Annotated in this window: 10 protein-coding genes; 5 read left to right on the top strand and 5 right to left on the bottom strand. The window is 49.8% G+C overall.

Annotated features, from left to right (window positions below):
* Nucleotides 1-136: 136 nt before the first annotated feature.
* The 3 genes from P6574_RS22160 to P6574_RS17230 form a co-directional block, all read right to left on the bottom strand.
* A complete protein-coding gene (locus P6574_RS22160) occupies nucleotides 137-676 on the bottom strand; it encodes a calcium-binding protein (RefSeq protein WP_405048112.1) in 540 nt (179 codons plus the stop codon).
* Between the two features lie 553 nt (nucleotides 677-1,229).
* A complete protein-coding gene (locus tag P6574_RS17235; RefSeq protein ID WP_310621476.1) occupies nucleotides 1,230-2,930 on the bottom strand; it encodes an ABC transporter permease in 1,701 nt (566 codons plus the stop codon).
* Nucleotides 2,931-3,983: a Fe(3+) ABC transporter substrate-binding protein gene (locus tag P6574_RS17230; RefSeq protein ID WP_405048111.1), complete on the bottom strand. Its 1,053-nt coding sequence runs from the start codon at nucleotides 3,981-3,983 to the stop codon at nucleotides 2,931-2,933.
* 386 nt (nucleotides 3,984-4,369) lie between these two features.
* Here P6574_RS17230 and P6574_RS17225 point away from each other — a divergent pair, with 386 nt between their 5' ends.
* Complete coding sequence (locus P6574_RS17225; RefSeq protein ID WP_310621475.1) at nucleotides 4,370-5,011, top strand: LysE family translocator; 642 nt, start codon at nucleotides 4,370-4,372, stop codon at nucleotides 5,009-5,011.
* 106 nt (nucleotides 5,012-5,117) lie between these two features.
* Here P6574_RS17225 and P6574_RS17220 read toward each other — a convergent pair whose 3' ends face one another.
* On the bottom strand, nucleotides 5,118-5,711 hold the full coding sequence (locus P6574_RS17220; protein ID WP_310621474.1) for a hypothetical protein: 594 nt from the start codon (nucleotides 5,709-5,711) through the stop codon (nucleotides 5,118-5,120).
* A gap of 103 nt (nucleotides 5,712-5,814) precedes the next feature.
* Entirely contained in the window at nucleotides 5,815-6,426 is a 612-nt protein-coding gene (locus tag P6574_RS17215) for a LysE family translocator (RefSeq protein WP_310621473.1), read from the bottom strand.
* 85 nt (nucleotides 6,427-6,511) lie between these two features.
* On the opposite strand from P6574_RS17215, the gene P6574_RS17210 reads away from it, so the two are divergent.
* From P6574_RS17210 to P6574_RS17195, 4 genes are all read left to right on the top strand, one after another.
* The gene (locus tag P6574_RS17210) at nucleotides 6,512-7,924 is read left to right on the top strand and encodes an aminotransferase-like domain-containing protein (RefSeq protein ID WP_310621472.1); all 1,413 of its coding nucleotides are present in this window, start codon (nucleotides 6,512-6,514) and stop codon (nucleotides 7,922-7,924) included.
* 216 nt (nucleotides 7,925-8,140) lie between these two features.
* A complete protein-coding gene (locus tag P6574_RS17205) occupies nucleotides 8,141-9,409 on the top strand; it encodes a carbohydrate porin (protein ID WP_310621471.1) in 1,269 nt (422 codons plus the stop codon).
* A 123-nt stretch (nucleotides 9,410-9,532) separates the two neighbouring features.
* Nucleotides 9,533-10,837 (top strand): carbohydrate porin, encoded by a 1,305-nt coding sequence (locus P6574_RS17200; RefSeq protein ID WP_310621470.1) that lies wholly within the window; start codon nucleotides 9,533-9,535, stop codon nucleotides 10,835-10,837.
* Between the two features lie 213 nt (nucleotides 10,838-11,050).
* Entirely contained in the window at nucleotides 11,051-12,427 is a 1,377-nt protein-coding gene (locus P6574_RS17195; RefSeq protein ID WP_310621469.1) for a sodium:solute symporter family protein, read from the top strand.
* The last annotated feature ends 513 nt before the right edge of the window (nucleotides 12,428-12,940 follow it).

Genomic DNA, 12,940 nt, shown 5'->3' with positions numbered 1-12,940 from the left:
TGGCTGGCATTACTTGTATAGCCTTTATAAAGTTCGATGAGGCGGACTTTATAAAGGCTATACAGTCGGCCCAACACACGAAAAGAACTCCGCCAGTATTTCAGGGCGGAGTTCTTTTCGTGTGATACAGGCAAACCTAACCGAAGGAAAAATCGTCCGAACTGAGATCGGATTTACTCAGACCTTCCAGTGTGAGCTCGTCACCACTACCCATATTGATCACGACATTGCCATTCTGGTTGCTGGCATTATTCATGATTTCGTTGAAGCTATCGCGGTTGTTTCCAAAACCCTCAAAGAGGATAGTATCATTACCCGGATCGAAGTCCGTAATCACATCTTTATCGTCGTCTCGTTCGAAAATGAAGGTATCGCTGCCAGTGCCACCTGTCAGGGTGTCGTTTCCTTTACCGCCAGTAATGGTATCGTTGCCTGCACCTCCTTTGACCGTGTCGCTGCCCCGATTACCATCAAGGACATCATTGCCAGCTCCACCTTCTATACGGTCGGCTCCTTTTCCGCCGCTAAATGTATCGTTGTATTGACTACCCAATATCAGGTCATCACTATTGCCACCGTTGTAGCTTTTCCCTGAGTTAGCATTCGTATAGTCTGTAACTCTTCCATAGGAATCAGAGTCATGGCCTGGGTCTCTGCCTGGGTTTCTACTTGGCATGATAAGTGTCCTTTTGTTCTTACATCAGCTTATGTGGGCTGAATTTTGCATTCGCATTCCTGCAACGCTATGGATTACGTAGAGGAATAAATAGGTTTTCTTGGATGGTTTAAGATTTGATTTTTGCTTCGAACCTTGATGTCCTGTTTGTCTCCAGTTTCTACATTGCCTAACGTAGGGTAAGATATTTTTTTGGAGGAAAATGTCCAGATTAAAATTACATGAGTGTAATGTATTAGGACTGCATTTACTGTGGGGTGGTGCTGGTTGCAGAAAACTAGTAGGTTTTAAACTATTGAAAATTATAAGCTAATTTTCCATGTTTTATGAGTATTAATTATATTTAATGAGTAGGTAACTGAACTGTAACGTTTCGGTGAGCTTGAATAAAGAAGGTTAAACTGCCTGCATATTTGCCACGATTGCTTTTGAATATTGAGATCGTGACCGTCCGGTGGGGGGCGAAGTGCGGTTGGGGGAGCAGAAAATCAGTATCTATCGGGTTGGTTTGGAGGTGTGGCAGGCAACGCCAGAGTTGGTTGCCTGCCAGATTTTACTTTCGCCGGAATGTCGCGCTGCTTGATCTCGCTAAAAGCATAACCGGAATAACCCCCACCAGAACAATTGTCAGCGCAGGTAAAGAGGCGTCTTCAAAGGCTTCACGGGAAGCGGCGTTGAAAACCGTTGTGGCGAGGGTCTCAAAGTTGAAGGGGCGGAGCAACAGCGTTGTTGGCAATTCCTTCATGCATTCTACGAAGGCAAGAAGGGTCGCGGTTAACAAAACGGGCTTGAGCATGGGCAGGTTAATTCGCAGGAGCGTTTGCAACGAGGAGCGGCCCAGTGTACGCGAAACCATATCAAGGTGTGGGGACGTCTTGGCAAAGCCGCCATGTACTTGTCCGTAGGACACTGCAAGAAAGCGCACAACGTAGGCATACACAAGCGCGGCGCCCGAGCCCAGAAGAATAAGGCCGGTGGCAAAGCCAAGATATTTTTCTGCTCCGTCGGCTATAATGTTATCCAGCCAAGCAACGGGAAAGAGGATGCCTACGGCGAGAATTGTGCCCGGCAAGGCATAGCCCAGTGTCGTAAGCTTGCCGATTGTTCTGTTCATAGGGGAGTTGTTGGTACGTAGTGCATAAGCCAGAATAAGGCTGATGGCCACGGCCAGAAGAGATGCGATGGTTGAGAGCACAAGCGTATTCACCGCCGCTTGCCACAGCTCTGCTGTCAGCAAGGTATCCAGCCGCCGTAAAGCGCGGTGGGCCAGCAGCGAGGCGGGGATAAAAAAGCCGAGCAGCACAGGCAAAGCACAGGCAAGCAACGCCAGCGCGGAACGCCATCCAGACAGCTGGTAGGTTTGCAAGGAGCGGTAGGTTCCCGTTGATTGATGAAACCGCTGCTTTCTGCGCCCATAATTTTCAAGGTACATGAGAGCCAGAACGATCAAGATCATGGCACAGGAAATTTGTGCGGCACCTGCTAGGCTGGAGCGGTTTAACCACGTGTCATAGACCGAAAAGCTCAAAGTCTTGACGCCAAAGAAGGTGACAGCACCGATGTCGTTGAGGCATTCAATCAAGGCCAGTGTCATGCCAACCACAATGGCGGGGCGGGCGAGCGGCACAGCCACTTTCCAAAACAGCCGCAAAGGTCCGGCCCCAAGTGTACGGGAGACATCCAGCGTACAGGCAGATTGGATCAGGAAACTGGCCCGGGTGGTCAGATAAACATAGGGGTAGAGCACAAACCCCATAACGAAGATGGCACCGCCTAAAGAGCGGATCTCCGGAAACCAGTAGTCTCGTGCGCTTTGAAAGCCGAATAAGGAACGGATGGTGGATTGAACCGGACCGGAGTAGTCCAGCAGCTCCACATAGGAAAAGGCAATAATGTATGTGGGTACGGCAAAGGGAAGCAGCAGGGCCACATCAAAGAACTTGCGCCCGGGGAAATCGCACATGGTCACAAGCCATGCGCAGGTAATCCCCAAAATGAACACGAGCAGGCCAACCCCCAGCATAAGCCAGAGGGTTGTTGCGGTGGATTGGGGAAGCACATTGATAATCAAGTGCTTCCAGATATCACCAGAGGGTTGCAGGGCAAGATAGAACACCGCAAACACCGGCAGTAACAGCAAGCCGGCCAGAAGCAACAGAGCAAGAGCTGTAAATCGTTCTGGGCCGGTAGAAGCACTTATATGCTTAAAAAACTGCCCCCTAAGGCTTGCTGTTGGGTAATCTAGTGTTGCCATTTAGCTGGATGGTCCATTGTCAAAACCGGTAATGTCTACAAGCTCGCTGGCAGTTCTACGGTTCTTTGCAATTTCAAGAATGGAAATGGAATCCGGTTTGAATGAGCCCCAAGATGCTACACGATCCGATGGCTCGGCATCGGTGAGAACCGGATACTCAAAGTTCTTGGCCGCATAAATCTCCTGTGCTTCCTTTGAGGCAAGGAATTCCATCAGTTTGATTGCATTGTCCTTATGCGGGGCGTTTTTGGCCAAAATCATTCCCGAGACATTTACGTGTGAGCCGCGATCGAGTGTATTGGGAAATAAAATGCGTACGGATTCTGCCCATTCTTTCTGCTCGGGGTCAGTCTCATTGGTCTGCATTTTTCCCATATAATAGGTGTTGCCCAATGAAATATCGCATTCTCCGGCAAAGACGGATTTGACTTGTGCGCGGTCATTTCCTGTTGGTTTGCGGGCGAGGTTGTCACGCACACTTTCCAGCCATTTTTGCGTTTCTTCCTTACCATTGTTGGCAATCATGGAGGCAATCAGGCCGATGGTGTAAACATGCTGGCCGGAGCGTGTGCACAAGCGTCCCTTCCACTTCGGGTCCGCCAGCTCTTCATAGGTAATGGCGTCCTGTTTTACCCGATCTTTCGAGGCGTAAATAACGCGTGCGCGCGTTGTCAGGCCAAACCAGTGGCCTTCGGGGTCCCGCAAGTTTGCAGGGATGTTTGCATTGATAGCATCATTTTCAAGCGGTGCAGAAACGCCAAGTTCCTTGGCACCTTGCAAACGGCCCACATCAACAGAAAGAAGCACGTCAGCTGGGGAGTGCCGGCCTTCGGCTTTGATACGTTCAGCAAGACCCTTCTTGGCAAAGACAATATTGGCCTTGATACCGGTTTTTTCCGAGAACGCATCCAGTAGCGGCTTAATCAGCTCGGGCTGTCGGTAAGAGTAGATGTTTACTTCTTCTGAGGCGGTTGCAGAAGCTGCGGAGAGCATAAAACCCGCGGTCAAAAGTGATGCGGATATTTTGCGAATGCAAGTCATTGTCAGTTCCATGGGACCCGTATCCAAGAGGTGTCAGAGCAGCTGAATCTTTGTTCACTAAATTACTCAAGTTTGCCGCATAATCTGAGCTCGGACGATGGAAGTCAACTCTTAAAGCTGCCTGCGACAACTTGCTGATTTTTATAGTAATTCTAAAGTAGTTCTAGTGTGTTGATGCCTTGGCATATTTTGAGCACCCTCCGGTTGTCCTGGGCTGTGCACCTAGGGGAAAACTTTGCGACTAGCCTTAAAAAAGTGTCATCAGAGTAGGTGGTTTTAGTCCGGGTATCACCAAATGCCTTTGTTTTGTGCAATGCATGCATATTGTTTGCGCTTGCGGCCCATCCGTATTTGCTGTCAACATTTTGTGATGAAGGGTGAGTTTGGAAGCAGGTGCTATGGAATTTTCTAGCTGGGCAATTTTTGCAGGTGCCTATTTGGTTCTGACATTCTCACCGGGGCCGAATGTCTTTCTGGTTTTGACACATGCCTCAGCCTACGGTCTTCGCGGGGCCGTGATAACTATTTTGGGCAATTTGTTTTGCCAGCTTCTCATTGTGATTTTTGTTGCGCTGGGAGTTGGCGCTTTGCTCACCGCAGATACTTTGGCCTATCAAGTGATGAAGTATGCGGGCGCTATCTATCTTTGCTATTTGGGCGCTAAAGGTCTTCGTGATCTTTGGAGCAAGCGAGGGGTGGGCCAAAAAAACCTTCAGGGGCAGGAGAGGATGCAGGCAACTCCCCCTTGGTCTCGGCGGTTTGTTCAAGCATTCGCGGTTTCTGCAAGCAACCCCAAAACGGTTATCTTTCTCTCGGCTTTCCTGCCGCAGTTTGTGGTTCCAAACGAGAGCCTGCCCCTTCAGTTCAGCGTTATGTATTTGACACTGGCCGCTATTGTCTTAATGGTTCACATGGCTTACGCCGTGATTGTCATTGGAGTGAAAGCCAAAGCGCCAACAATGGAAAGCGGTGGCATTTTGCCACTCATATCCTCAATACTCTTCATTGGGCTTGGTGTGGGGCTCGGATTTTCCCGTTAAATCGATACGAAAACAACTCTCGTCGTTTGCGAGACCTAAGCTGCCGCATCTTATAGCTCCCTGTTTCAGGCAAAAGGGTAAGGCAGGCATTTTCATGCCCACCAAGTTAGTTCTGCTCTGACTTTGCAATCTCTATCTTGTCGAAAATAACACTGCTAATGGCTTTGCGATCTGTTGTTAGCTTGGTCGCCCTGAGTACTAAACCAAGTTTAGGCGAGTAAAATTTATCGAATAAAGTTGAATTGCTTCCCTTTATTTCCATTTGCTCTTCAACGCGCCATACGCCGTATGCGCAAGTCCCAATATAAAGTTTGCCTTGATCCATAAAGCGCAACTTCGTGTTGCCCCGACCGATTTCCTTGTCTCCTGCATACATAACAAGATCCGATTGCCAGTGTCCGGTTTTGTTTAATGAATTAAGGCTTGAACTTTCTTTCGCATACTTAAAGGAGAGCGTTCCATAGGAGTTGGTTATCTCCTCTGTAATAAGGGGGTGGGGGTATAAAGTAGATGTTACTTCCTGCTTGCCCTCTCGCATCATGATCCGCTGTTCGGCCAAGCCTTTTGGTGTTGGCTTGTATGTGGCGGCGAAAAGTGGGTTTTGCCTCGTCAGAGTAATCCCACTTTCCGGTAGTTTCTCTGGGCAGGCAGCAGCAAAGCTCACTCCACACAGAAATAACAGGACTGATAGTCTAATCATTGCGTTCCCCTTCCTGATTTCAGCAACTAATACTTGTAGTAGAGGAATATTCGCTCTTAATAAATAGCTGGGTTTTATTGTCTTGTTTTAGGAATGGAGGGGTTCATGCTGCCCCTGTATCCAGCAATAGAGACCAGACAGTTGCTGCAAGCATCGTTACAGCAAGGAAAACGGTTGTTGCACGCAGGGCAATGCCATCCCCCAAAACCTTGAGAATGGAAACGCCCGCCAAAGCCCAAAGACTATGGGAAATAAACCCGCCGAGAATAAAACCCAGTGTCAGATAGGCGGCATTTTCCATAACAGACAGGCCATTGCCCGCAAAGAAGGTGGAGAACGCGACAAGATTCATCGCCCATGTTTTCGGGCTCAGCGGATGGATCATGAAGCCGGACAAATAGCTTGGCTGTGTGGCTTGTCCCTTGGGCTGCACGCTCATAGAAGCGATTTTATAGGCAAGGTAGCTCATGTAAGCGATGCTGAGGCCCTTGAAGATGGAGACAATCAAGCCGCCCTCCGCCATAACCTGCCCTAGGCCAAAGGCCACACACATGCTCACAATTATGTTGCCCGCCATGCAGGCAAGAATAACAGGGAAGGTTTTGGTGTAGCCGGTTGCAGAGCCGAGCGCCATGAATGTCAGGTTCCCCGGCCCGGGTGTTCCGGTCATTGTTGCCACAAAAAGGGCAAAGGCTGTCACCACGGATTGTTCCACTTTGTAATCCTCGATATAGAAATTGTATTTATATTTTTCTTTCTAATGTTGCGATTGTATCTATTTCAATCTATTTATTGTTACCATGACAATATGGCGACCAAACCTCACAGGCCAAAGCGGGCCTAAATATCTGGCAATTGCCAATGAAATTGAAATGGCAATTGCAGAGGGAACCTTGCGAAATGGCGACAAGCTGCCGCCGCAAAGGGATCTTGCCTATGATATTGGCGTTACTCTTGGCACGGTCACACGCGCCTACGCAGAGGCCGAGCGGCGCAACTTGGTGAAAGGGGAAACAGGGCGCGGTACTTTTGTATCCCCACAGGAAAGAAGTAAGGGTTCTCCTTTGTCTCCCCCGTCTGAACGCGGGGAAGGTATGGATATGGCGCGAAACTTCGCTTTTCCGTTTTTGAATCCAGATTTGAAGGAGGCCCTGCTGCAACTGGCGGATTACGAAGACTTATCTGCTCTGTCGAATTATGTGCCGCCAGAAGGGCTCTATGCGCACCGGCAAGCGGGCGCAAAGTTGTTTCAATTGTTTAATGTTGAAACGTGTGCCGACTCCATTGTGATTACCTGTGGGGCACAGCATGCAATTAACGTCGCTCTGCAAGGGTGCTTTAATCGTGGTGATGTCATTGCTGTTGATGCTCTGACCTACCCCAGTCTGTTGTCTTCTGCTTCTCGCCTTGGCTTGAAACTTCTCCCCATTGAGGCGGGAAGAGCAGAGGGTGGCGGAATTGGAGCCATGCGGGCGGACTTGCTGGAAGAAGCGTGTAGGTTGGGTAAAGTGCAGGGTGTTTTTCTGATCCCGAACCATCAAAACCCGACGAGCCACACCATGAGTGTAGCAGAGCGCGAGGCACTTGCCGCAGTTTGTGCCCGTGTCGGATTGATTGTAATCGAAGACGATCCCTACACTCCTTTTTTGAGCGGTATCGGACCCTCCTTCGTTTCCCTGTTGCCTGACCAGACAGTTAGCATTGCAACACCCTCAAAAATTTTGTGTCCTAGTGTGCGCGCAGCTTTTATGCATGCTCCGCCACACCTCTTGCCAGATCTTCGCAATATCATAGGTGAGAGCACATGGATGGCCTCGCCCATTACCACGCAACTGGTTGCCAACTGGGTGAATGAAGGGGTGGCACAGGACGTTATCGCATCGAAGCGGCAAGAGCTTGCAAGGCGTTACTCTCTTTTGCAGGAGGCCCTCAAGGGCTATTCTTTACAAGGGGGAGCGGATAAGGTTCTGGCATGGCTACCCTTGCCCGAGCATCTCAATCCCGCGTCCATAGAGGCCGAGCTGGCAGCACATTCCGTTAGTGTGCTCGCTTCCCACCATTTTCAACTGTATAGCCGGGAGCCCAAAGCAGGCTTGCGGCTGAGCCTGGGAACTATTGAAAATTCTCGTTCCTACGCGGTTGCTCTGCAAATCCTGAAAAAGGTTCTGGACCGTACCTACTCGGGAGGGCTTGCGAATGTGCCCTTGGGCTAGGTGCGGGGCGTAACGGCAAATGAATGTGACGGACTTTAGCGGATCTATCTAAATAGGGGGTAAATCTGAACTCTGTCAGTCAAGGGGTGAAAAAATATTCCCTTAAAATCCTAGAGCTAAACAGTAAGAGAGTGTGGGGGTATTGTTGCGCAATAAGTGACGGGGTGATTGTTAATGCGGCTTCAATGCTTTTTCTCCAGCCAGAAAAGACAGGCGATGGGCAATGTAAGCTCTTTTTCAAAACATATTCCCCATATTGTTCTTTTTACTCTTTTTATTCTGCCGGTCTTTAAGGTCTCCAGCTTGGCCGCAGATGCAGAGAAGAATGAGGCTTCCGTACAAGAACAGAAGTATGGAACGGGCGATTGGGGGGGGGACCGCACCGAACTGGAAAACAAAGGTGTTACTTTAACACTCAACTATACAACCGACCCTCTTACCAACCCCATTGGCGGCATGAATCAAAGTGCTGCCTATGCGGCCGGGTTGAGTGGTGGTCTACACTTGGATCTGGAGCGTTTGGCGGACCTTAACGGTCTTAAATTTGTCATGACCAGTAAATGGGGGCAGGGCAGAAATCTCTCGGAAGAAGATATTGGAAACGTTTTTGCCGTGGCTGAAATTTTCGGTGACGATGTGCTGCGGTTGGCAGATTTGTATTTTGAACAATCGCTGTTCGATGATGCAATCAATATCGCAGTCGGACAGCTAACATCCGGTGTTGATTTTATCGCCTCTCCCTATTTCGACCTTTATGTAAGTGGAGCCGTTCACTTTAACCCGACCGGTCTTTTAATCAACGTTCCCTCTTTCACCACCACACCCCATAGCCAGTGGGGTGTCCGCACAAAAATCCAGCCAACGCCAGACTGGTACTTTCAAATAGGTGTATACAACGCAGATCCGGACGTGCAGGCACCCAGTAAACATGGGCTGGACTTTCGCTTTAACCCTGAAGACGGTGTGCTTATTCTTTCAGAGTTTGCCCTCCTTCGCAGTTCGGAAGGTTACATCACCGGTTTGCCCGGGCGCTATGCTCTGGGGGGCTACTATGACACCAGTGACTATGAGTATGTTGCCGAGAGCGAGCGTGAAAAAGCCGGAAACGGGGGTTTTTATTTATTGCTGGAGCAAACAGTCTACGAAGAGCAGCCGGATCAGGGGTTAACACTCTGGTCGTCTTTGGCTGTCGGCTTGGATAATGGAATAAACGCCGTCCCGTTTTCTGCATATGCCGGGGCGTCTTACGAAGGCCTGTTTCCGGGGCGTGACTATGATATCACAGCCGTGGCGGCTTATTTGGCGGACTTTAGCACAGATCTCGTCGATCAGGATTTCGAACTTGTCTGGGAAGCGCTGCATAGATTTCAAATAACACCGTGGTTCTATGCGGCACTGGATCTGCAATACGTCTCCAATCCGGGGGGGCGGACAGATATTCCTGATGCGGTGGTTGTCGGCGGGGAAATATCAATCGACTTCTAGAATATCCGTCTTGGTCAAGCGAATTTTACTTCCCTTAAATAGCGTAGCTAAACCTCAAAGGAGTATGGCGCTATTGAAGGGTATGCACCTATTGCTATGAAGGGATATCCAAGGTGACTTAAAATGCCGCTTTTAGGCTACTCTTTTCGTCAGCACCACCGCGCCTTATACAAAAGCGACATTCCGCTTGGCTTTCTCCAGCCTGCGACCTTCTTCATATTTAGTGCCTTATTTTTCCCAGAGCCCAGCATTGCTGTTGAAGATAGTGGCAAGGCGCCTTTGTACGCGCAAGACTACGGAACCGGGGATTGGGGGGGATATCGCAGTGAACTGAGAGAAAAAGGCTTCACTTTCAATCTCAATCTGACAACAGACCCCCTTGGTAATCCTGTTGGTGGGATGAAGCAAAGCGCAGCCAATGCGGCGGGACTGACGGGTGGGATCTATGTGGATCTGGAGCGTCTGGCCGGTTTCAATGGCCTATCTTTTGGTGTGAGCAGTAAATGGAGTGAGGGCCGCAACCTGTCACAGGAAGACATTGGGAACCTGTTTGCGGTCGCAGAGATTTTAAGCGATGACGGATGGCGATTGGCGGACGTTTATTTCGAGCAAAACCTGTTCAATGAAGCGGTGAATGTGGCGCTGGGTCAATTGACAACCGGCAACGACTTCGCAACCTCGCAATACTACACTCTTTACGTTAGCCGTGCTGTCCATATCAATCCAACCGGTCTTTGGACGAATATCCCCTCATTCACAGCGGTACCTTTGAGCCAGTGGGGTGTTAGAGTAAGCGTCGAGCCCACACCAGATTGGTACTGGCGCGTGGGGGCTTATAATGCTGATCCTCAGGTGCAGGATCCTGATAATTACGGGTTGGATTTTCGCTTTAATCCGGAAGACGGCGTACTTATTCTTTCAGAGGTTGCCCTTCTTCGAAGTTCAGACGGTTACATCACTGGTCTACCGGGTCGTTATGTGCTGGGAGGCTATTATGACACCAGTGACTATGAATATGTGACAAATCTCAATCGCCACAAGGAAGGAAACGGTGGTTTTTATATCACATTGGAACAAACGGTTTTCGAAGAACAGCAAGGTCAGGGCCTGTCATTGTGGTCCACGTTTATAGTTGGTTTGGACAACACCATAAACACTGTCCCGTTTTCAGCTTATGGCGGCGCATCCTATAAAGGACTGTTTCCAGGAAGAGATGATGATATCACGGCAGTTGCCGCATATCTGGCAAACTTCAGCACTGACCTCATAGATCAGGACTTCGAGCTTGTTTGGGAAGCCATGCATCGATTTCAGGTAACACCATGGTTTTATGCCTCCCTTGACCTTCAATACATCTCCAACCCAAGCGGGAGGGAGGACATTCCCGATGCCTTGGTTTTTGGTGCAGAATTCTCCATAGAGTTCTGACGCGCGTTCCGTTCGATTGGGGTCAGTCAAACAACAAGAATTCGCTCTCAATAAATCAATTAGAGAGCAAAGCGTGAATGCTAATGAACGCGATGTGCTCTCATGTGCCTGTTCCGGTCTGCAAGCGATGCTGCCTTACTTCACAGTAATGTCTCCATGCTATGAAAAAGGGAGGGTTGAGAAACAGCAGATGAACCGGAGAAGCGCCATTTCATGGTCGATATGATTATCGTTGCTGGGTACTTGCTTAGTATTTTGGTTCTTGGGCTGTGGGGCGGGCGTATTCACAAAGGACTGGCGGACTATGCCACTGCAGGGCGTGAGTTCGGGGCACTGGTTATCTTCGCCACCATGTCCGCCTCTTTTATCGGGGGAGGTTATTCTACCGGAAATGCCGAAAAAGTCTTTGTCTATGGCGTTGCCAATATTGTGGCGCTTTGGGGGTTCAGCTGCAAAGAATTGCTGGTCGCAACATTCATTGCGCCCAAAATGTCTAAATTCCCTAATGCTGTTTCCGTGGGCGATATTATGTCCACCACCTATGGAAAGGTAGCACGCCTTATTACCGGCATAAGTGGGTTGATGCTGTGTTGCGGAATTATTGGCGCGCAAGTCGGGGCCATCGGTGTGGTCTTCAATGTATTTTTCGGAATGGACCGCCTTTTGGGCATTGCTGTCGGTTGCAGCATTGTCATCGTCTATACCACATTGGGGGGAATGCGGGCCGTCATTTATACGGATGTTGCCCAGTTTATCATTCTGGCAATCGGCATGCCGTTGGCCCTGATCTTTGGTATCTATCAAATCGGCGGTGTGGAAGCGCTTTATAACGCGGTTCCCCCCGACAGGTGGACGCTGCCCGGTCCCGCTTTTGATTGGCTGGGGCTTGTCGCGCTGGTTTTGGTCTTCATGTTTGGCGAGACACTGGTTCCCCCTTATATGCAGCGCCTTCTCGCCGGTAAAACGGCCACTGCCGCAGCCCGTGGAACGCTCTACGCCGGCCTGTTTTCATTTGCCTTTTTCGCGGTAACGGGTGCAATAGGTTTGGTTGCGCTTGCTTTGGCGCCCGACCTCGACCCCAATAAAGCCATGCCCTATGTGATCATGACGGTGCTTCCCCCTGTTCTGAAAGGCTTTGTCTTCTCAGGGGTTATCGCAATTATCATGTCCACGGCAGATTCCTACCTGAATTCAGCCAGCATCACGTTTGTAAAGGATATCCTCCTTCCTCTGCGCTCCAAGCCTCTACAAGAGGAGACGCTTCTGTTTCTGGCAAAAATAGCGACACTGGTTGTAGGGGTACTCTCTATTCTATTTGCAATTTCCATAGAAAGCATTCTGGATATTTTAATATACGCCTACAACTATTGGGCACCGATCATATTGGTGCCATTGGTAAACGCAATCTATGGTCTGCGCAAAGGGACGCTTCCTTTTCTCGCGGGCGCTACAGCTGGCGGTCTGACAACACTGGTCTGGCAAAGTTTTTTGAGCAGCCCCGGAGACATCTCCGGTCTTGTGCTTGGAGTGTTAATGAACCTGTTGGTCTTTTGCCTCTTTCCCAAGAGCAAAATCTGGCTTGAAAGCTGAGGGGTGAGTGGACTGTCCATTTCACTCTTCTGTTGCGCTCTTATAGTTGCCTCCCATCCTCCCATCCTCCCATCCTCCCATCCTCCTTTTCGATTTCAGCAGTTCGTCCTAACGGTCTGAGCCCACTGGCTTGGCAAATACTTTTGAATAGTCCGTCCGCAATCTCCGATCTTGTGCTTGGTGTGTTAATGAACCTGCTGGTCTTTTGTCTCTTCCCCAAGAGCAAAATCTGGTTTGAAAGGTGAAGGGTGAGCGGACTGTCCATTTCACTCTTCTGTTGCGCTCTTATAGTTACCTCCCAACCTCCCAACCTCCCAGCCTCCCTGCCTTCTGATTTCGCACCACCTTGCTTTACCGCTGGTCTCTCGCCCTCTCTCCCTTCTCTTGGTGGTGCCATACCGGTCGACTGAGTGCCTTACTGCTCCCGTGGGTGTCATCCCGGACAAGCGAAGCGCTGATCCGGGATCCGGAGCGGTTTGGACGACGATTGCTGTATGAGCCTCGGTCTCCCAT

This window comes from Pseudovibrio sp. M1P-2-3 (genome assembly GCF_031501865.1).
GTDB classification, from domain to species: Bacteria; Pseudomonadota; Alphaproteobacteria; order Rhizobiales; family Stappiaceae; genus Pseudovibrio; species Pseudovibrio corallicola.
This window is presented reverse-complemented; position numbering and strand designations above follow the sequence as displayed.

Bases quoted from the DNA above. Each gene is read 5' to 3' on its own strand.
- P6574_RS17225 (WP_310621475.1), top strand. From the start codon at position 4,370: ATGGAATTTTCTAGCTGGGCAATTTTTGCAGGTGCCTATTTGGTTCTG.
- P6574_RS22160 (WP_405048112.1), bottom strand. From the start codon at position 676: ATGCCAAGTAGAAACCCAGGCAGAGACCCAGGCCATGACTCTGATTCC.
- P6574_RS17235 (WP_310621476.1), bottom strand. From the start codon at position 2,930: ATGGCAACACTAGATTACCCAACAGCAAGCCTTAGGGGGCAGTTTTTT.
- P6574_RS17195 (WP_310621469.1), top strand. From the start codon at position 11,051: ATGGTCGATATGATTATCGTTGCTGGGTACTTGCTTAGTATTTTGGTT.
- P6574_RS17200 (WP_310621470.1), top strand. From the start codon at position 9,533: ATGCCGCTTTTAGGCTACTCTTTTCGTCAGCACCACCGCGCCTTATAC.
- P6574_RS17210 (WP_310621472.1), top strand. From the start codon at position 6,512: ATGACAATATGGCGACCAAACCTCACAGGCCAAAGCGGGCCTAAATAT.
- P6574_RS17230 (WP_405048111.1), bottom strand. From the start codon at position 3,983: ATGGAACTGACAATGACTTGCATTCGCAAAATATCCGCATCACTTTTG.
- P6574_RS17205 (WP_310621471.1), top strand. From the start codon at position 8,141: ATGGGCAATGTAAGCTCTTTTTCAAAACATATTCCCCATATTGTTCTT.
- P6574_RS17220 (WP_310621474.1), bottom strand. From the start codon at position 5,711: ATGATTAGACTATCAGTCCTGTTATTTCTGTGTGGAGTGAGCTTTGCT.